General features: G+C 42.0%; 8 protein-coding genes. 1 reads left to right on the top strand and 7 read right to left on the bottom strand.

Annotated elements, in window-relative coordinates; genetic code table 11:
• Positions 1 to 44: 44 nt before the first annotated feature.
• Positions 45 to 1,539 (top strand): IS5 family transposase gene (locus JGK20_RS00590; RefSeq protein ID WP_293228847.1). Its coding sequence is split into 2 segments (ribosomal slippage): positions 45 to 1,163 and positions 1,165 to 1,539, totalling 1,494 coding nucleotides; the frame shifts between segments, so codons are not numbered across the junction.
• A 999-nt stretch (positions 1,540 to 2,538) separates the two neighbouring features.
• On the opposite strand, the gene JGK20_RS00580 is transcribed toward JGK20_RS00590, so the two are convergent.
• The 7 genes from JGK20_RS00580 to JGK20_RS00550 form a co-directional block, all read right to left on the bottom strand.
• Positions 2,539 to 3,318 (bottom strand): 4'-phosphopantetheinyl transferase superfamily protein, encoded by a 780-nt coding sequence (locus JGK20_RS00580; RefSeq protein ID WP_293228844.1) that lies wholly within the window; start codon positions 3,316 to 3,318, stop codon positions 2,539 to 2,541.
• A gap of 166 nt (positions 3,319 to 3,484) precedes the next feature.
• Complete coding sequence (locus JGK20_RS00575) at positions 3,485 to 3,673, bottom strand: DUF4277 domain-containing protein (protein WP_293228842.1); 189 nt, start codon at positions 3,671 to 3,673, stop codon at positions 3,485 to 3,487.
• A 350-nt stretch (positions 3,674 to 4,023) separates the two neighbouring features.
• Positions 4,024 to 8,127: a non-ribosomal peptide synthetase gene (locus JGK20_RS00570; protein ID WP_293228840.1), complete on the bottom strand. Its 4,104-nt coding sequence runs from the start codon at positions 8,125 to 8,127 to the stop codon at positions 4,024 to 4,026.
• 118 nt (positions 8,128 to 8,245) lie between these two features.
• Positions 8,246 to 11,521, bottom strand: coding sequence for a type I polyketide synthase (locus JGK20_RS00565; RefSeq protein WP_293228837.1), 3,276 nt, complete (start codon positions 11,519 to 11,521; stop codon positions 8,246 to 8,248).
• A 97-nt stretch (positions 11,522 to 11,618) separates the two neighbouring features.
• A complete protein-coding gene (gene panP, locus JGK20_RS00560) occupies positions 11,619 to 13,289 on the bottom strand; it encodes a pyridoxal-dependent aspartate 1-decarboxylase PanP (RefSeq protein ID WP_293228834.1) in 1,671 nt (556 codons plus the stop codon).
• Between the two features lie 62 nt (positions 13,290 to 13,351).
• Positions 13,352 to 18,730, bottom strand: coding sequence for a non-ribosomal peptide synthetase (locus JGK20_RS00555; protein WP_293228831.1), 5,379 nt, complete (start codon positions 18,728 to 18,730; stop codon positions 13,352 to 13,354).
• 53 nt (positions 18,731 to 18,783) lie between these two features.
• The gene (locus JGK20_RS00550; protein ID WP_366038342.1) at positions 18,784 to 21,675 is read right to left on the bottom strand and encodes a type I polyketide synthase; all 2,892 of its coding nucleotides are present in this window, start codon (positions 21,673 to 21,675) and stop codon (positions 18,784 to 18,786) included.
• Positions 21,676 to 21,695 lie beyond the last annotated feature (20 nt).

Below are 21,695 nucleotides of genomic sequence, written 5' to 3'. Positions count from 1 at the left end.
AGCGGTTAAAATAGATCAAAACCCGTGCATCACAACAGGAGAACGTGTACCGAAAAGCTGAGCTTGCTCCTTCCTCACCATCCGACTTTGAACTTCCCTCATATGGAAAGTTGTCAGCAGATAACCGTTGGGTAAAAATGGCCCAAATAATACCGTGGGATGAATTTGAATCAGAATATGCTCAAAATTTCCCCACAAAAAAGGGGGCACCGGCCAAATCCTTTCGGATGGCATTAGGGGCATTAATTATTAAAGAAAAATTAGGAATTAGCGATAGAGAAACAGTAGAACAGATCCGTGAAAACCCTTATTTACAATACTTTATCGGTCAATCAAGCTACAGTAATGAACTACCATTTGACTCATCTCTATTAGTTCACTTTAGGCAACGGATTAGTTTGAACCTAATTAATAAAGTGAACGAACGCATGATCAAAAAAATGCTAGAAATCACGCCAGTTGAACCCGAAAAAAAAAAGGATTTGGACGCTAAAAATGAGTCACCCAATCGCGGTAAATTAATCATAGATCCAACCTGTGCCCCAGCCGACATTAGTTATCCGACCGACTTAGGACTATTAAACAAAGCCAGAGTTCACACCGAAAAAATCATAGATATCCTGTATAAACAAGTTAAAGAAAAAATCCCGAAAAAACCAAGAACCTATCGTAATCTCGCCCGGAAAGACTATTTATTAATAGCTAAACAAAGAAAGCCAGCTCGAAAAAAAAGAAGACAGGCAATTAAGAAACAACTTCAATATGTCAAAAGAAACCTAGCTCATATTGAACAGCTAATTGAATCAGGTGCGAGCCTAGAAGCTCTGAATAAAAAGCAATATAAAACCTTGCTAGTTCTCACAGAAGTTTATCGCCAACAGCAATTTTTAATTGATGAAAATAAACAGAGTATTGAACATAGAATAGTAAGTTTAAATCAACCCCACATTCGTCCAATAGTCAGAGGAAAAGCTGGAAAAAGCGTAGAGTTTGGAGCCAAATTATCAGCGAGCTGCTTTGAAGGATATGTATTTCTAGACCGGATGAGCTGGGACAGTTTTAACGAGTCAGGGGACTTAAAAGCTCAAGTAGAGGCTTACTATAAATTCACTGGACATTATCCAGAATCCGTTCATGCCGACCGAATTTATCGAACACTCTTAGAACCGAGCATGGTGCAAAGAAAAAGGAATTAGAATCAGTGGTCCGCCATTAGGAAGACCCCCAGCAAATGTTAGTAAATCAAAAAAGAAGCAAGCATTGGAAGATGAGAGGATTAGAAATGCAATTGAGGGAAAGTTTGGGCAAGGAAAACGAAGATTCGGTCTGAATAGGGTGATGGCTAAACTTGATAATACATCTGGTACAGTTATTGCAATTACTTTTTTGGTAATGAACCTTGCCACCTGGTGGCGCCAGGTTTTTTGTGTGTTTTTATGTCTATTTGGAAAAAGAACACCTGTTTTTTTAGGAAAGATAATCTACAGCTATACTTGGGACAACTCGATACAGAAAAAACTTATCTTTAACCAAATTTGAATATATTGAGCGCTCCTGCTCTTGGTTCGCAATCAATTATTCAGCAAGCCCTAAATGATTCAGATAAATTTGTAGGGGTAGTGCCAAGAGTGCCTACCCCTTATCTATCGGGGCGATCGCGGAGGGATTGCCCCTACAATAATTACGCAACTGATTTAGGACTGCTATAAGTGAAAATTCGTTTTCGGCGAGCGCTCGCTCTGATTTTTTTGCTGACACGATCGACAATAAATCTTGTAGTACGATCGATTGCCAAAAACCGGTTTCGATATAGAACCCATTTGAGATCTTTTGACGATCGACATCCAATTGCCCGCCCGGAAAGAGAGTGATGCAGAGACAACCAAAACGGGTCCGGGTTGTTGGTTGTCTCTGCTTACTGAATTAATGTAAAATTAGCCTCAAAACACTCTTGCTTGACGATGCCTTACTCTACTAATCTCACAGATGCCGAATGGGAAATTTTGTCACCCTTACTCAATCAAATTATACCACGGATATCACCCCGACCATTTGACTAAGTAAGTCGGCACGATAAAACCAAGGTATATTTAGTTTTGTAAAAAACCCAGAACTGTCGATTTATATCCTTTCTTTTGATTTTACATTTCATTACATACTTTGATTTTTTTATGCCGACTTACTTACTGAGTTAAAGAAAATTTACCCACAGATTCTCACCTTGCATTAAGTTTGAACTATCGGAAAAACCCTCGAAACAACAAAAAGAAGAAAGAGGACAATCAGGATTTGTGCCAGTTAAGGCGAGGTGGGTAACCGAGCGATCGAATGCTTGGATGGAGCGGTGTAAAATTCTCATCAAAAACTCCCTTGAGAACTTTAGATAATGTAACTGCCAAGATGAATTTTTGTTTTATTAGGTTGATGATTAAGAGGCTGGCTTCTTAAATCTCAAATGGGTTCTATAAGAAAATCGAGTTCATTAGCTGTGGGGGTCTTCAAGCGGGCGATCGTACTCATCACAAGAGTGCTATTTGCCTAAGTCCTGGAGGAGCATTGCCACTCCCAGCAGAGAAGTTTGTTGCCATCGCCCTCAACCGCAAGGGTTGCTACCATGTCTGAATCTGAGATTAACTCAATCAAGCGCCATCGGAAAACTTCTTGTGGATTTTCAAGAAAGTTTAACAGTGCTGCAGGCTCTCCCGGAGCCAGGGTAACATCAAAGCTATCTAGGGGGATAAAAAGTCCTTTACCGACAGCTTTGATATAGGCTTCTTTGCGAGTCCAGCAGGTGAAAAAAGCCTTATGTTGCAAATTTAATGGGAGCGATCGCAGTACAGTATTTTCTAAAAGTGAAAAAAACCTTTCAGCAATTTCTTGGCAAGGAAAATCGGTGCGAATGCTTTCAATATCGATGCCAATATTTCGATTTTTCGTAACAGCAATTAAAGCAATCCCGCGAGAGTGAGATAAATTGAAAAAAAGCTCATTTCCACCTTGTTCTGCGCTTAAAAAAGGTTTTCCGTAAGGGTTGTAGCCAAAGCACAAAGCGCTGGGATCTATGTCCAGATAGCGGCTCAGAATTGCCCTCAACGCCCCACGACTAACAATAAATTGCGATCGGTCTTTTTGAAAGTAAAAACGCTCCGCTTTTGTTCGTTCGTCACTAGAGAGAGGCTGTTCTAAACTCTGCAAGCAAGATGCTGTTTGAGTTAAAAGCACCCGCCAAACATGAATTTCGTTGCTAGCTAATTTCAAGTCTTTTGGCGGCGAATTCCATGAAGGAAGAGGAGCGATCGTATATTTAGCGTCTGTCATATAGCGATCGCCAATCATTTGTGAAATTCTTACTCCCGGACCAAGGCGTCGGGGAGGGTTGGGGTGGGGTAAAAAATTTACAATTCATTTAGGATTGCTAAATAAACTACATTAAAAAATAATCGGATATAACTGTAGCATATTCTGCGTTGAAGTTAAGATGCGTTTACCTTGAGATTAACCCTAATCCATTGATAATCATGGCTTTAACTACCAAGCTGGGACTGACTATCTTACCCGGTTGAAGACCTACTAATTCATTGATTTTTTGGACAATTCCTATCGCGTCAACTAGACCGGCTATCAAGCCCAGATGATCTAAGTTTTCTACTTTCATATCAGGTGCTTTCTGCATAGTGTCCAATTGCGATCGGATTGTGATGCCCCATGCCACTTTACACTATTTTTGGTGATATTCGGCGTTGGGTTGCGATCGAGTGTTAACGCATTTCTATCAGGCAAACGATGACGAGCGCGGTAATCAACTTGTTTTTTACCGCTGAAAAAAAAGCGAGATCACTATTTAACTGCTACCCAAGGCTCTATTTTTAGCAATAGACCACTGGGGATGCTGGGCGACCGAGATTTTTGAGTATGTCTAGTGCCAACAGCAGAGGGATGGCTAAAACCCTGGCCATAAACACAGCAAATCGAGGGATTTTTTATGACCAACCTAAAAAGATTATAGCTTTATACAGCATTTTTTTAAGTTCCATTAAAGTTAATTTCGCCATTAACCATTCGATCGAAACAACATTTCAAATGTTGGGCTAATTTTTGTATGTGAGGTTCAGTAAACATGGAGAAATGATTGCCCGGAACTTCAATAACTTCGATCGCTTGCTGGGAACATTTGCCCCAACCTAACAATAAGTCATCGCTATGAAACTCCGTACTCTCAAAATCATGAGCAATTTTATCGCTAGCTCGAAACAGTGTAATTTTGTGGGGATAAACCTGGGGAACGTAATCTCGCATGGCTTGAACGTGAGATTTAAAAACCTTGTAATCGCGAATATGCTGCGTTATCTCCGTGTCGCTGACGATGAAGTTTGCCTTTCTATTCAATAACTGAAATTGCTCATCCAACGATAGCGATCGCATTTCGTCGTAGGAGACTGAAAAATCAATACCGAACCAGTTTTTAATTGACTCAGCTAACCGGATTAAAAATTTAGCGTCGTCATCTTTGGTTGGTTTAATAACTGTTTCTGGCAATATAGCGTCAATGACCACTAGCAAGTCTATTTTTTGACCTTGTTTTTGTAGCTGTTGTGCCATTTCAAAAGCAACCACACCACCAAAACACCAACCTCCTAAAAGATACGGCCCTTCCGGTTGTACTGCACGAATTTCTTGGAGGTAATAAGCTGCTGTTTCTTCTACTGACTTAGCTTCAAATTCGAGTGAGTTGGGGGACTGTTCCAAAGCGTAAAATGGTTGATCTTCACCGATTTTGTCTGCCAAGCTCAGGTAAGCAAGGATGTCTCCTCCGGCGGCGTGTACGCAAAAGAAAGGAGTCCTCGAACCGGAAGAATTAAGGGCTACCAGCGGGGAACCTGAACTCAAATTTGTTGGCTGGCTGACAATTTTAGCGAGTTTTTCAATGGTCGGGTTTTCAAACAAAATAGATAGGGGAAGGTTTTGTCCAAACCGCTCGTAAATTTGAGCCATTAAGCGTACAGCTAAAAAGGAGTGACCTCCCAACTCGAAGAAGTTATCTGTAACTCCAATTGAGTTAATAGCTAGAAGACTTTCCCAAATTTTTACCAAACCTAATTCGGAAAAATTTCTGGGCGAAATGAAGGATTTTGTGGAGTTCGATCGGATCGGATTATCAGTTGGAAGCGATCGCTTATCTACTTTCCCATTTGGTGTTAGCGGTATCGCATCTAACACCACAAAAGCAGATGGTATCATGTAATCCGGTAGTTTTTCTTGCAAGTAGCTGCTTATTTGTGGCACTAAATCTGGTTCATTTGTTACTATGTAAGCAATCAAATGTCGATCGCCTTGTGTATCATCGCGGATAATGACAACAGATTCTCGAATATCTGGATGTTGCAAAATCGCACTTTCAATTTCTGCCAATTCAACTCGGAAACCTCGGATTTTTACTTGTTCGTCACGGCGACCTAAATATTCGAGATTGCCATTGTGCAAATAACGCGCTAGATCGCCAGTTTTGTAAAGCTTAGTTCTCGATACAAAGATGTTATCAATAAACCGTTCCTCGGTTAGTTCTGGACGATTCAAATAACCTTTCGCCAATCCATCGCCACCGATGTACAATTCACCGCAGACTCCTACGGTCGTTGGTTGTAAATGACGATCGAATATGTAAACTTGAGTGTTATCAATTGGGCGCCCTATGGGAATGCTAGTTGCTTTTTCTGGTAATAAACTCGTATCGTAGTAAGTAGCGTTGGCAGAAACTTCAGATGAACCGTAAAGGTTCATCAATTTGGCAGATGGGAGCAATTTTTGGAACGATCGCGCTAAGTCGAGAGGTAGTGCTTCTCCACTGGTTATCCAAAGTTTCAAGTTCGACAATTTCTTGGTTAAATTACCGTAAGTATCTAAAATTAACCGCAGCAAGGAAGGAACAAGTATGACTCGCGTAACGTGATGGCGATCGAGCGTTTCTAGGAATAATTTAGTGTCTTTGACAATTGGATCGGGAATGATAAGGGTGGGAATTCCTTGGAGTAAGGGAGCAAAAATTTCCCAGACTGAATCAACAAAACTAATAGCTGTTTTCTGACAACAAATGTCTTCACTTTCAAAGGGATAAGTTTTCCACAACCAGTGTAAGCCATTAACTGTACCTCGGTGAGTGCCGAGAACGCCTTTGGGAGTTCCAGTCGAACCAGAAGTGTAGATTACATAAGCAAGATTGTCACTTCTCGATGCGGTAGCAGGATTTTCTTGAGTTTCTCGATCGATAATTTCCCACTCATCATCTAGACAGATAACCTGTATTTGTTGAAAGCGATCGCGTAATGATGAATGACTGATGACTAATGAAACTTGGGAATCAGAAACCATGAAATAAAGACGATCGACTGGATAATTTGGATCGAGAGGAATGTAAGCACCACCCGCTTTCAAAATTGCCAGAATTCCAACTATCATTTGCACCGATCTGTCCAGACAAATGCCGACGCAAGTTTCGGTTGTTACTCCCAATTTTTGTAAATAATGGGCAAGTTGATTGACCTTTTGGTTGAGTTGTCCATAGGTTACTTTTTCCGAGCTATCGATTAATGCTAAACTATCGGGAAAATGCTCTACTTGCCGTTCAAATAATTGATGGAGAGAGGCATCTTGCGGATAAGTCGTTCGAGTGTTATTCCACTCCAATAACAGTTGTTTTCGCTGTTTGGCAGTTAGAATCGGTAATTCAGAGATTTGGCGATCGGGATTAGCAACGATGCTTTCCAGTAAGGTTTGAAAATTGTCGATTATTCCTGTAATTGTTTCCGGATCAAATAAGTCGGTACTATACTCTAAAAATCCAGTTAATCCTTCTTTGGATTCGCCGATCGACAGGAAAATGTCAAACTGAGATGTGCCACTATCGAACTCTAAACTACGCAAAGTTAACCCAGCAATCTCTCGCTCGGACTTCGGCGTATTTTGCAGCACAAACATGACCTGAAACAAAGGATTTCGGCTTAAATCTCGATCGGGTTGCAATTCCTCTACTAGCTTCTCGAAAGGTAAATCCTGATGTGCGTAAGCGTCGAGAGTCACCCCGCGTACCCGACTCAAAAGCGTCCGAAAACTTGGGTCGCCACTGAGGTCATTTCGCATCACCAATGTATTGACAAATAAGCCAAGTATTCCTTCTAATTCGGCTTGATTTCGATTGGCAATTGAAGAACCTATGAGGATGTCTTCTTGCTCAGAATGGCGGTAAAGTAAAGTATTAAAAGCCGCCAGCAAAGTCATAAATAAAGTGACTTCTTCTTGCTGACTTAATTTACTTAGTGCCTCTGTTAGACTTTTGGAAAAAGTAAAGTATTGCTTTGCACCATTAAATGTGGTAGTGGTAGGTCTGGAACGATCGACAGGCAATTGCAATACAGGTAAATCACCGCCTAGTTGTTGCTTCCAGTAATTGAGTTGGGTAGCGAGTAATTCACCTTGCAAGCGATCGCGCTGCCAAATTGCAAAATCTGCATACTGGATAGGGAGTTCCTGTAATGACGGAGATTGATCTGTTGAGAACGCCGCATACAGCGTTGCCAATTCCCCCGCGAACACTGATATAGACCATCCATCGGAGACGATGTGGTGCATGGTCAAAAGGAAAATATGTTCTGTTTCGCTTAGACGCAGCAAAGTTGCCCGTACCAGAGGCGCTTGGGATAAATCAAAGGGTTTTTTAGCTTCCTCGATCGCTATTTTTTGAACTTCAACATCCCAATTTTTGCCCGATAAATGTTCGAGGTTGACGATCGGTAATTCCCAGGTTGATTCAGATGCGATCGCCTGAAATGGTTGCCTATCTACTATTACAAAACTCGTCCGCCAAGCTTCGTGACGCTTCATAATTTCGTTAAGACTTTGCTTAAGCGCCGTCATATCAAGCATTCCCTTTAAATGAATGGCAGTCGGAATATTATAGAAGGAACTTCCTTGATAAAGTCGATCGATAAACCAGAGTCTTTGCTGGGAAAAAGATAAGGGAATAGGATTGGAGTCCGATCGTTTAGGAATAGCAGAACTTCTAAATTTTCCTGTCTTCCATTTTTCCAGAAGGGCTTTTTTGGTTGCTGATAGATTAGAGGTTGGGTTTTCCATGATTTTAATTTTACCGCAGATGAAGGATAGATGAACGCAGATGAACGCAGATGTTTAGAGGGATTATTGACTTTGGCAAGAGGTTGTGATGATTCTCCTATACTTGCTGTATAGACTTTTATTGATTCGCCAATAAAGCTTCAACTTCTTCGTCTGATAATTCGGCAATTTTTTCGAGGAGAAGTTGGTCGATCGTTTCGGCTTGTTTGGCGACAGTGGATGCTTGAAGCAAAAGGTCGCGCAGTGGTAATTCGACTGGGAAGTGCGATCGCAATCGCGAAACTAATTGGGTGGCAATGAGTGAATCTCCTCCTAACTCGAAGAAATTATCGTGAATACCGACTTGTTTAATACCGAGAACTTCTTGCCACATTTCGGCAATTTGTTGTTCTAAGTCGTTAGTAGGAGGAACATACGAATTACCGAGGCTGGGTCTTAAATAGTGTGGGGAGGAGTCTGTTTGTTGAGATGGTTTTGTATCCGGTATTAGTTCTGCAAGTAAAGCATCAAGATCGTCTTGGTTTTGGGGATTAATGGTATAAATTCCTTCGCTGAGTTTAGCAAATTGTTCTCCTAACTTTAACGTAATTACATTTTGACTTTTTTGTTCCAATTTATTAAGTAATTGGGAACCTGCACCAGATTCATCAACAAACACTAACCATCGATCTTTTTTGTCGGATATTGTTGAGTTGTTACTCGCAGATAAGGATGGCGATTTGGCATCGATCCAGTAACGTTGGCGCTCAAAAGGATAGGTCGGTAGGGGGAGACGATGACGCGATTCGTGGGTGGAAAAACCAGACCAATCTATCTTTACACCTGCCATCCAAAGCCGACCTAATGCGTTTAATAATAGGGCAACATCGGATTGTTTTTCTTGAGGGTGGCGTAAGGAAGTTAGCACCAGATGTTTGGCATCGGGTTCTAAATGCCGCTTAGTTAACGAGCTTAACGTCCGTCCTGGCCCAACTTCTAAAAATATTGCTTCCGGCTGTTTCAACAACTCGGAAATTCCGGCAGAAAATCTCACTGTTTGGCGCAGATGTTTCCTCCAATAGCTGGGATTTGTAGCTTCATTTTCTGTAATCCAGGTGCCAGTGACGTTGGAAATAAAGGGAATTTGGGGCGGATTTAGCTTCACTTTTTTAATAGCAAGTGCAAACTGTTCAAAAATCGGTTGCATCATCTCAGAATGGAAGGCATGAGATGTATGTAAGCGGCGACAGTCTATAGCTTTAGAATTTAACTGATTTTGCAATGTTTCGATCGCTTCTGTCGAGCCTGAAGCGACGCACGAGGATGGGGCGTTAATTGCTGCTAAAGAAAGTTCTTTGCCCAATAATGGCTGAACTTCTTGTTCTGGAAGTGGCACGGCGAGCATACTTCCCGAGGGTAATTTTTGCATCAATTGACCTCTGCTTGCTACTAGAAATAAGGCATCTTCTAGGGAGAAAACACCTGCTAAAGTAGCAGCTACATATTCGCCAATACTGTGTCCAATTAGCGCTACGGGATGCACTCCCCATTCTATCCACAACTTGGCGATCGCGTATTCAACAACAAACATAGCGGGTTGGGTAATTGCAGTTTGTTGTAATTGCTGAGAAGCTTCTGCGGTTTGTGCTTCGCTGGGATAGAGAATTGAACGCAGTTCGACACCTAAATGAGGTTTGAGAATTTCCGAACAGATATCTATTTGTTCTCTAAATGTCGGCTCAAATTCGTAGAGTTCTCGCCCCATATTTACATATTGTGCACCTTGTCCAGAAAACATGAATACGACCGGACGGTGATAGGGCTTTTGGTAGTGCGTGAAAACTCGTTGCGTATCTACATTAGTTAGCGCATTTAGGGCATCTTCAATATCGTGACAAACTACCATTCGGCGATGCTCAAAAATCCGACGACCGACTTGCAATGTGTAGGCAACATCAGCAATATTTAAGTCGGGATGCTGTTGTAAATGTTTGGCTAAATTCGCAGTTGCAGTCTCTAATGCTGTATTGGTTTTTGCTGATAGTAGCAATAAATGCCAAGGACGTGAGGAACTAGAAGCTTCAAGGGCAGGAGTTTCTTCTAAAATTATATGAGCATTTGTTCCACCAATTCCGAAAGAACTGACTCCAGCACGACGCGGATTGCCGTTAGTTTTCCATTCCGACAGCGTAGTATTAACGTAAAAGGGACTGTTGGCAAAATCTATCTGAGGATTGGGTTTTTGGAAATGCAAACTGGCAGGTATTTGTTTGTGTTTAAGTGCTTGGATACTTTTGATTAAACCTGTTATACCGGCAGCGGTATTCAAATGCCCGACATTAGTTTTAACCGAACCGATCGCACAAAAACTATTCCGATCAGTTCTGGTACGAAAAGCTTGGGTGAGAGCTGCAATTTCGATCGGATCTCCCAAAGAAGTTCCCGTTCCATGCGCCTCAATATAACTAATAGTTTCCGACTCCACTCCAGCTAAAGCAAGTGCTTCTAAAATCACCTCCCTTTGACCTTCTACACTGGGGGCTGTGTAACCAACTTTTAAAGAACCGTCATTATTAATTGCGGAACCTTTAATGACGGCGTGAATACAATCCCCGTCGGCTACAGCATCTTCTAATCGTTTCAATACTACAATGCCCAAACCGCTACCAAAAATAGTTCCTCCAGCATTTGCATCGAAGGCTCGGCAATGTCCGTCAGGAGAATTAATTCCTCCTTCTTGATAGCGATAACCTGTTTTTTGTGGGAGTTGAATTGAAACACCACCAGCCAACGCGATATCGCTTTCGCCATTCAACAAACTTTGGCAAGCTAAGTGAACTGCAACTAATGAGGTAGAACAGGTGGTTTGAATGTTAATGCTCGGCCCTTTGAGGTTTAATTTGTAAGAAGTTTGCGTGGTTATGTGGTCTTTATCATTTCCTATCAATACTTGGAATAAATCGACTGATTCTATTAAATTTCGATTGGGATATAGATTGAAAAATAAGTAACTACTTATAGTTACACCCGCAAATAAACCGATTTGACCGGAGTAAGTGTCTGAATTGTAGCCAGCATTTTCTAGCGCTTCCCAAGCACATTCTAGGAACAAACGTTGTTGGGGATCTGCTATTTCAGCTTCTCTAGGTGTAAAGCCGAAAAATGCCGCGTCAAATAGTTCTATATCTTCCAGTACGGTGCCTGCTTTGACATATTTGGGGTCATTGAATACGGCTGGGTCTGTACCTGTAGATATGAGTTCTTCATCTGTGAAAAAAGAAATTGATTCCACGCCGTCACGCAGGTTTTGCCAAAAAAATTCGACATCTTTTGCACCAGGGAAACGACCCGCCATCCCGACGATCGCGATTTCATCTTTGCCATTAAAACGATTTAATTCACTTAGATTATTCATGGAAATACTCAACCATTTATTGTTAACTTTATTCTCGTTTCTAGGTAGAACCTGGAAACGAGGTGCGGGAGATTCTACTTCCAAGGCGTGCTGCGAGTTATGCTACATTTTCTGTAGTTTCTAGAGAATTAGACATCGAAATCTCTAAAGCAATCTCGATCTGGTCGTTTAAAACTGCATCGATATCATCTTCAGTGGTAAGTGGATTAGCAATCACCGCCCGCAATGCGATAATTGGAATTTCTTTTCCAGAACAGATCGTGGTTTTAGTTGTCCGCGAAATAAAAGTACGACCTGCTTGGCGCTGGGCTTTTTGAAGTCGTTCGTTAAATCGATTGATTAGCTTATTTTCACTTTCATTTAACTGATTTTTAGCCGCACTCTCTCGCAATGACTCCGGTATATAACGGTAAATTAAAAGGTTAATATCCGGTTTTGCTAACAACTCAAATTCAGCTAGACTGCGGATGCGATCGGCCATATATTGAGTTTTACGAATTCCTTCATCAATCAAAAATTCATATCCTTTTACTCCAATTAAGTTGAGCCCAGCATGAAGGAATAATGCCATTGCCGGTCGAGAACCTTCCAAAGCGCGTTTACCTAAATCGAATGAACCTTTACGCATGGTATAACTGGCATTTTTTTCGATCGCTTGTGCCACGATCGGATCGCGCAAAAAGACCATCCCAATACCCATTGGCAAGTACATTTGTTTATGTCCATCAATCGTCACCGAATCAGCCCGTTCGATCCCAATAAGTTTATGTCGATGCTGTTGCGAAAAAATCACGGGTCCACCCCAAGCAGCATCGACGTGGAAGTGAACTTTCGCTTCTTTTGCAATCTTCGCCATATCGGAAAGAGAATCGATTCCACCTGAGTCTGTAGTGCCAGCAATGCCTACGATCGCGATAATATGTTTGTTTTTGTTGCGACAATCTGCAACGGCTTGACGAAGCGCTTCGATGTCAATCCGATTGTTGCGATCGCTCTTAATTTTAATCAAACCTCGGGTACCGATACCTAACAAGTCGGTGGCTTTTTCAAACGAGTAGTGCATTAAGTCCGAACCGATTACTACCGCACCTTTGTAGCCATAATAATCTAAGGCGGCTGTTAAACCTTCCTTTTCTATACCGGGAAAGTCATCTTTTGGCCCTAAAGAAGTATTTCTGGCGCACCAAAGTGCGGTGATATTCGCTGTAGTACCTCCAGAAAGCAAAATTCCTAATGTACTCTCGCTGTTTTGAATATGCTGGGCGTAAAAAGAATCGCTAAAGTTGTAAATTCGTTGATGAATCATCGCCAAAGCTTGACGTTCATAAGGACTGAAAGCTTTAGCAGTTTCTATTTTTACGGCGTTTTGATTCATCGCCGTCATCAGTTTAGCTAGAGGCTGCACGAAATAGGGAAGTGCGGCAGTCATGTGACCGATAAATCGCGGCGATGATGTGTGGATTGAATGGCTAATTACGTTGCTGGATAAATATTCCAGGTAGCTTTCAAAATTAGCTGGTTCAAGGGGAATTCGAGGATCGCAAAAGTTTTGTGTTAACGCTTGAAAATCAATATCGCTATTGGTGTTGATGTTGGCTAAGAAATCGCGAGTTACAGCGTCAATTTGCATCTCGGTTGTTTCTTCTAGAGAGGCAGTAAGCGTGGATGGAGCAAATAGTTCAATCGTTTTTTGTTTGATACTGTATTGGCTCGTGTTTTCGGTGTCAAAGGAGGTTTTGAGTTTCAGCATTTTTTGTTGGTTTAACATCACTTGTTCCTACTTTATTTGGGTTGAAAGATATTGTGGAATCTACCATCTACAATTAGCTGCTAAGACGGATCTCTGCTTTGTCTTGCTGCTCGATGTTCTTGTCTGACTTGTCGGCGGCGGTTGATGGAATCTGTTGGGGTTATAGATGGTTGAGAATTATTTGCAGACGAGCGCTGTTTGTTTTCCTCCTGAATTAAATATTCAGCTAAGTAGCCGATGGTTGGATATTGAAACATTCCAACCAAAGAAAACTCTCGCTGAAATATTTTTTGCATTTGGCTGTGAACGCGAACTAAAAGCAATGAATCACCACCCAAATCGAAGAAGTTATCGTGAATACCTACTTCCTCCAAATGAAGGAATTCTTGCCAAATAGCAGCAATGCTTTGTTCTATTTCCGTTCGGGGCGATTGATAGGCTGCTTCCAATTTAGGACGCGCTTGTTCTGGTGCTGGTAGCGCTCGACGGTCTACTTTACCATTGGGTAGTAAGGGCAGATTTTCTAACATCACGAAAGCAGATGGTATCATATAGTTAGGCAGCTTTTCTTGCAGCAGGCGATGAAGTTCGCTGATTGCGATCGCCTGTTCTGGATCGGATATGATATAAGCCACCAATTGCTGATTATCTGGTTCATTTTCCCTCACCAAAACTATTACCTGTCGCACAGATGGATGTTGAGCTAGTACCGCTTCAATTTCTCCTAATTCGATCCGGAAACCGCGAATTTTGACTTGGTTATCGATTCGTCCGAGAAATTCCAAATTGCCATCTGGTAAATAGCGAACCAGATCGCCAGTTTTGTATAGTTTTGTCGATGGTTTATCGCGAACGATCGCTAATGGATTAGGAATGAATTTCTCAGATGTTAATTTGGGACGATTGAGATAACCTCGCGCCAATCCTGCGCCACCGACATATAATTCACCAGGTACGCCAATTGGAACAGGTTGTAAATTTCGATCGAGGACGTAGATTTGGGTGTTAGCGATCGCACGGCCGATAGAAACGTGCGAATTAGCTCGATCTTGCGGACTGCTACTGTAGCAAGTGACATCAGCAGAAACTTCCGAGGAACCGTAAAGATTTAACAGCGTACTCTCAGGTAAAATTTGCCGAAACTTTTGCAATAATTCTACCGAAAGTGCTTCTCCACTTGTCACCCAAAAATTCAAGTTCGGTAGCCGTTTCTGCAAGTCATCAAACGTATCTAAAAGTAACCGCAGTAAAGAAGGAACCAAGACAAGTCGCGTCACTTTATTGTTAGCGAGAGTTTCTACGAACTGGTGAGGGTCTTTGAGAATGCGATCGCTTACAATAATCGTCCGTATTCCTTGCAGTAACGGCCCAAAAATCTCCCAAACAGAATCTACAAAGTTTAACGATGTTTTCTGACAGCAAACTTCTTCTCCTTTAAAAGGATAAGTTTGCCACATCCAATGAAAACGATTGATCGCGCCTTTATGTAGACCCAAGACTCCTTTAGGTTTCCCCGTAGAACCAGAGGTATAAATGACATAAGCCACATTATCAATTACAGAACTACTGATAGGATTCTCTCGGCTTTCTTGCTGGATAATTTCCCAGTCGGTATCCAAGCAGATGACAGTCATTTCGGCAAACTTTTTAGCTAATGACGAATGAGCGATCGCCACCGACAATTGACTATCCGACAACATGAAAGCCAGTCGTTCTTGGGGATAATTCGGATCGAGGGGTAGGTAGGCGCCACCTGCTTTGAGAACACCCAAAATTCCGACGATTGAATCGAGCGATCGATACAAACAAATTCCCACCATTACTTCCGAATTTATCCCCAACTTTTGCAGGTGATGCGCTAACTGATTAGCTTTAGCATTCAGTTCTCGATAAGTCAAACTTTGGTTTTCAAACATCACCGCCACAGCATCAGGCGTGCGTTCCATTTGCGCTTCAAAAAGTTCGTGAATGCAGTGTTGAGGATAGTCAGTTTCGGTATCATTCCATTCCACCAACAACTGTTTTAGTTCGTCTGACTTCAGTAAAGGTAAATCCCAAACTCGCTGTTCTGGATTAGCAACAATGCTTTCTAACAAAGTTTGCCAATGTTCGATCCACCGTTCAATAGTTTGCGAGTCAAATAAGTCGGTGTTGTATTCACAATCGACTATAAGTTCGTCATTTTGTTGGTGAATATCCAGAAAAATATCCGAGATGGAAGAATTGGTAGGATTTCTGACAAACTCGAATTTTCGGCTAAAAGACTCTGAAGTAGCCAGAGGTCTGTCCAAATTAAACATTATTGTCACTAAAGGTGGACGACTTGTATCTCTTGGCAGATTTAGTTTTTTAACCAACCTAATAAACGGATAAATTTGATGGTCATAAGCATCGGATAACACCTGTTTTATTGAACTTAAATATTCCATGAATGTCTGGTTTTCTACAACTTGACTGCGGATTGGCAATAAATTCACATAGTGACCGACAAGATATTGACCTTCAACAGATAATTGTCCGGCTGAAGGGATACCAATAACGATATCGTCCTGGCCTGTCAATCGGTGAAGTAACGCTAAAAATCCAGCCAAAACTGTTGTAAATAAGGTACTTTTAAACTTGATACTTTCGTGTTTCAAAGCGCCATAAAAAGTTTTATCCAGTGTGAAAGTTTGTCGAGTACCGACGTAGCGATTGACTGATGGTCGAGGGCGATCGGTTGGCAATTCTAATACCGGAACTGAACTGGAAAATTGCTGCAACCAATAAGCCTCAGCTTTTGTCATTTCTGGACTTTCCTGCTGGCTTGCTTCCCACTGAACGTATTCGCTTAACTGCATTGGTTGTGGGAGTTGATGCGCGATCGCTTCACATTCGGCTGTATAAATTGCAGCTAGTTCTTGTTGCAAAACTCCCAAGGACCAACCATCAGCAATAATGTGATGAACTGTAAGAACTAAAAGATGATGTTGTTCTTCTAATTTGACAATATGGGTGCGGACTAAATGGTCAGTTTCAAGATTGAAAGTTTGTCTTGCTTCTGTTGCTAAAAATTCTGCTAAATGTGTGGCGCGATCGCTGTTATCTAAAGTCGAGAAATCCACTACCGGAATATTGACAGTCAGAGTCGAATTAATTTGTTGATAATCTCCTGACGGACTAAAGGTTGCTCGCAATGCTTCGTGGCGATCGACTACTTCTTGAATTGCTTTACGCGCTGCTGCCAAATTGAAGGAACCACGCAGATGAATTGTCGTTGATTGGTTATAAGCGCGGGAGACATTTTCTCCCATTTGTGCCATTACCCAAAGTTCTTTTTGCGCTTCTGTTAGGGGGAGAGTTTGGAGCCCGCCTTCCCTGGCCTGGGCTGTTTCATTCTCTTGTAGGGGCAATCCCCCTGTGGTTGCCCCGTAAGGGTTTGGGGCAGGCGCGGGGGCAGGGGCAGGCACGGGGGCAGGGGCAGGCACGGGGGCAGGGGCAGGCACGGGGGCACTGCCCCTACAGAAAACCTCCGGTGGTAAAAATCCACCTTCTTGCATTTCGCTGATACTTTCCTTGACTGCTTGAATCATCCGATCGATATCTGCATCAGTATGAGCGGTAGATAAGAAAAGTCTGCGATTTTCTAAAGCAAAGATACCCTTTTCTAGCAGGTGATAGAAAAACAAATCCATCCAATTGAGGGTGGGAGAATAAGCAAAGCGGAATAGAGAACCAAAATGAACTACCTGAATCGGTAACTGTTTTTGATTGAAGTAAGTATTGAGCGTATTAGCTAATTTGGTAGTTTTAACCGTTAACTCTTCTTGCAGTTTCTGGCCGCTATTTTTAAGGTGGGTGAGTGCAGCCAAAGTAGCAGCCATCACGAGAGGATGCTTGAAAAAAGTACCTGCAAAGTGAGTAATTTCGACTTCAGGATAAGACGCATCTCCATAACTCCAAAATCCACCATCTAATGCGTCCATAAAAGCAGCCTTACCAGCGATTACTCCGACTGGCATCCCACCACCAATTGCTTTACCGTAAGTTGTGATATCGGCTCGAATATTCCACAACGCTTGCATCCCGCCTGGGTGCATCCGAAATCCGGTAATCACTTCATCGAAAATTAAAACAATTCCCGTTTCTTGAGTTAATTGTCTCAATTCATGCAAGAATTCTTTAGGTTGCAAATCCGGTTTGGCGCTTTGGATTGGCTCTACCAAAACAGCAGCTAATTCACTGGCGTGAGCTCTGATAATATCTAGAGATTTGGAATTTCCGTACTCTAGAACTATTACTTGTTCGACTTTATGTTGCGGAATACCAGGAGCGATCGCGATCGAACGCAAATTTCCTTCTTCACTCGGTACTCCGGCGACTAAAACTTCATCCAAAGTTCCGTGATAGGAACCTCCAAAAAAAGCAATCTTTTCGCGCCCTGTAATGGCGCGAGCGATGCGAATTGCTCCCATTACCGCTTCGCTGCCGTCATTACAAAAACAAGCCCTTTCTTGACCTGTTAATTCGCAAACTAACTGAGCAGCTTTACCGGCCATTGCTGATTGTGGGCCAAGTTGTATTCCTTGGTGAACATAATCTTGAATTGCATTAATAAGAAAAGATGGAGAATGACCGAATAAAAGTGCGCCAAATCCCATTGACATATCTATATATTCATTCCCATCAATATCCCAAATTCTCGCACCCGAACTTCTTTGGGGATAGATAGGATATACCATTTCTTTGATTGAGGGACGAAACCCCAATATCGATCGGGAATTAGCATGATGAACGCGATCGTTTTGCGTCAACTTTTTCGATGCTTGAGTGCGTTCGATCACCCGTGCAATTAATGCGTCTAAATGTTCTTGTTGGCGTGGAGTTAAATTGGCGGAACTGGGGGATTTTTGGATTTTGGATTTTGGATTTTGGATGGGAATTTCTCTCTGGCGTTCCTGTTCGATAGTTTCGGTAGGTATGCGTGTATGTTGTTTCTGCTTTGGTGAAATGTTTTCGCGCAGAAAGTCCAGTTGTTTGGACATTACCTCAAGTTGCTGCGCCATCAAACGTTTGATAGCTGTATTGTCGGTTTGTCGATCGAGATGCTTTTCTGGCAATAGCGATGCTTTTTTCTTTGGTTTTGAGTTATTTGTTTCGGATCGATCGGGCGTTAATGTTGGCTCGATCGACGGCATTTGCTGAGATATGTAGACGGCTAATTCGTTAATCGTGGAGCTATTTTCAATTAATAATTTTAAAGAAATATTGAGACCAAATGCTTTTTTTATTGCGCCATTTATTTGGAGTAATTGCACGGACTCAAAACCGAGTTCGAGAAAATTAGTCCGATCGTCAATTTCAGACGAGCTTACTCCCATTGTTTTACCGACAATTTCTTTTAATACTGACAGGGTTTTGTCAGTCTGCGAGGGATATATTGATGAATTTAGTTTTTGGTTGAGTTGGGAGTCAGACATTGGAATTTCCTTAATTATTAGTCATTAGTCAGATGAACCATGAAGCATGAATGCTAGCCATACATTCTCAGCAGATCCAGTTGTTGAGACATGATCTCAACTTGTTGAGCCATTATTTCTTCAATTTCGCGATCGGCTACATTTTCCTCCTCGATTGTATTCTCTAATTGTGTGAATTTCTTGTCATGAACTTCGGGATTAGGAGGTTCAATCCAATATCTTTTTCGCTCAAAAGGATAAGTGGGTAAAGGAATGCGCTCGCGTCGCTCGTGGCGATAAAATTCCGACCAATTGACCGACACGCCAGCTAGCCAAAGTCTTCCCAATGCGTTCAGCAAGAATGCTATATCCGACTGCTGCTCTTTTGGATGACGCAGCGAAGAAAGTACAATTGTTTGAGTATTTTCCTCTAAACAATCTCTAGCAAAGGTACTCAAAGTGCGTCCAGGGCCAACTTCCAACAGGATTCGCTTTGGTTCTTTTAGCAACTCAGCAATCCCGTCAGCAAAACGCACCGTTTGGCGTAGATGTTTCCCCCAATAATTCGGATCAGTTGCTTCCATTTCAGTAATCCAAGTACCAGTTACATTGGATATAAAAGGAATTTGAGGAGCCTTTAGGTTGACTTTTCTAACTTCTGCGATGAACGGCTCGATAATGGGTTCCATCATATCAGAATGAAAAGCATGAGAAGTATGCAATCGACGACAATCTAAACCTAGTTCTATCAAACGATTTTGCAGCTCGTCAACAGCTTTTATAGAACCAGAAACTACACACAAAGATGGTGCATTAATTACAGCCAGAGAAAGTTCTTCACTCCGTTCAATTTCCTTTTCCGATAGAGGTACAGCCAGCATTGCACCAAGAGGAAGTTGCTGCATCAATTTCCCGCGAGTAGCAACTAATATCAACGCATTTTCCAGGGAAAACACACCAGCAAGAGTTGCTGCAACGTACTCGCCAATACTATGACCGATCGCAGCTTCAGGAAGCACGCCCCACGACATCCACAACTGAGCTAAAGCGTACTCAATTATAAATAATACTGGCTGAGTAATATAAGTTTGTTTCAGTTGTTTTGCGGCATCTTCTTCCCCTACTTCACTTGGATACAAAACGGTACGCAAGTCTATTCCCAAATGCGGTGTTAGGAGTTCGCAACAATCATCAATAGCACGAGTAAAAATAGATTCAGTCTGGTAAAGTTCCCGCGCCATGTTCGCGTACTGCACCCCTTGACCGGAAAACATAAACACGACAGGACGATTACCAGACTCCTCGTGGTAGGAGTGGAAAATATCGGTAATTAATATTTTTTTATTGCCTTTTTTCTCAGTTTTCAGAGTCAGCGCTTGTACAGCACCGTCAATATTTTCACATACTAACATTCGGCGATAATCGAACACTTTACGACCAACTTGCAGAGTGTAAGCTACATCAGCTAAATTGAGGTCTGGATGCTGTTTTAAATGTGCCGCTAAATTTGCCGTTGCTGTTTCCAAAGCCGAACTTATTTTAGCAGAAAGCATCAACAATTGATACTTTCTCCCTTTCTCGCCTGCTGCCTTTCTCTCTCGCTCTAAATTTGGAACTTCTTCCAAAACGACATGAGCATTAGTACCGCCAATGCCGAAAGAACTGACTCCCGCACGACGAGGCATTCCGCCTGTTTTCCATTCACGGAGGGTGGTATTGACATAAAACGGACTATTGGCAAAATCAATTTCTGGATTGGGTTTTTCAAAGTGCAAACTGGCTGGTATTTTCTGATGTTTGAGCGCCAAAACTGTTTTAATTAAACCCGTTATTCCGGCGGCTGTATTCAAATGACTGACATTAGTTTTTACAGAGCCGATCGCACAGAAACCCTTCTTCTTAGTTTGCGATTCAAACACTTCTTGCAGCGCTCTAATTTCGATCGGATCTCCCAAAGAAGTACCAGTTCCGTGAGTTTCGATATAGGTGATAGTTTCAGGAGCGAAACGCGCGATCGCTTGCGCCTGAGCAATTACCTTAGCTTGACCCGAAACACTAGGTGCTGTATAACTAACTTTCTCCGAACCATCATTATTAATAGCTGAACCTTTAATAACCGCATAAATGCGATCGCCATCCGCCAAAGCATCTTCTAATCTCTTAAGTACAACAATACCCACCCCATTGCCAAAAGTAGTTCCTCCTGCTTTGGCATCAAAAGCGCGAGTGCGAGCATCGGTAGAAAATATCCCACTTTCTTGATAAAAATAACCTTGTTTTTGAGGAACTTGAATTGAAACACCACCAGCTAGAGCTAAATCGCATTCGTAACTCAACAATCCCCGACAAGCCGAATGAACTGCCACTAATGATGTAGAACAGGCCGTATTAACATTAATACTCGGCCCTTTCAAATTCAATTTATAAGAAATTCGAGTAGCTAAAAAGTCTTGATTATTGCCAATTCCCAGCGGCAAATAACCCAACGATTGCAATAAATCGCGATTTGAAAGAATATTATTCAGCAGGTATGTACTCAGGTTAGCACCTGCATAAACACCAGCCAAACCTTCGTATTGTTCCGGGTCATACCCCGCATTTTCTAAAGCTTCCCAAGCACACTCTAAAAAAAGACGATGTTGCGGATCTGTAAGTTCAGCTTCTTTTGCCAGCATCCCAAAAAACGAAGCATCAAACATTTCGATATCATCCAACACGAACCCAGCTTTCACATAATTCGAGTCATTCAACCAACTCTCTTCTACGGCTGCAGCCCTCAATTCTTCATCACTAAACGAGGAAATAGACTCCACTTCATCACACAAGTTTAGCCAAAACTCATCCACATTTTTAGCCCCAGGAAAACGACCAGCCATCCCAATAATGGCAATTGGTTCCAGCACACTTTGTTCTTCCCAGTTATCCATTTTTATCTCTCCTAAAACTCGATCTACATCTGTGTTCATATGTTTTTATCTGTGGTAAA

The organism is Microcoleus sp. PH2017_05_CCC_O_A, from assembly GCF_020738785.1.
Taxonomy (GTDB): Bacteria; Cyanobacteriota; Cyanobacteriia; order Cyanobacteriales; family Microcoleaceae; genus Microcoleus.
Note: the sequence above shows the minus strand (reverse complement) of the source record. Positions and strands in the feature narration are given on the sequence as shown.

Bases quoted from the DNA above. Each gene is read 5' to 3' on its own strand.
- JGK20_RS00550 (WP_366038342.1), bottom strand. From the start codon at position 21,675: ATGAACACAGATGTAGATCGAGTTTTAGGAGAGATAAAAATGGATAAC.
- panP (WP_293228834.1), bottom strand. From the start codon at position 13,289: ATGTTAAACCAACAAAAAATGCTGAAACTCAAAACCTCCTTTGACACC.
- JGK20_RS00565 (WP_293228837.1), bottom strand. From the start codon at position 11,521: ATGAATAATCTAAGTGAATTAAATCGTTTTAATGGCAAAGATGAAATC.
- JGK20_RS00580 (WP_293228844.1), bottom strand. From the start codon at position 3,318: ATGACAGACGCTAAATATACGATCGCTCCTCTTCCTTCATGGAATTCG.
- JGK20_RS00570 (WP_293228840.1), bottom strand. From the start codon at position 8,127: ATGGAAAACCCAACCTCTAATCTATCAGCAACCAAAAAAGCCCTTCTG.
- JGK20_RS00555 (WP_293228831.1), bottom strand. From the start codon at position 18,730: ATGTCTGACTCCCAACTCAACCAAAAACTAAATTCATCAATATATCCC.
- JGK20_RS00575 (WP_293228842.1), bottom strand. From the start codon at position 3,673: ATGCAGAAAGCACCTGATATGAAAGTAGAAAACTTAGATCATCTGGGC.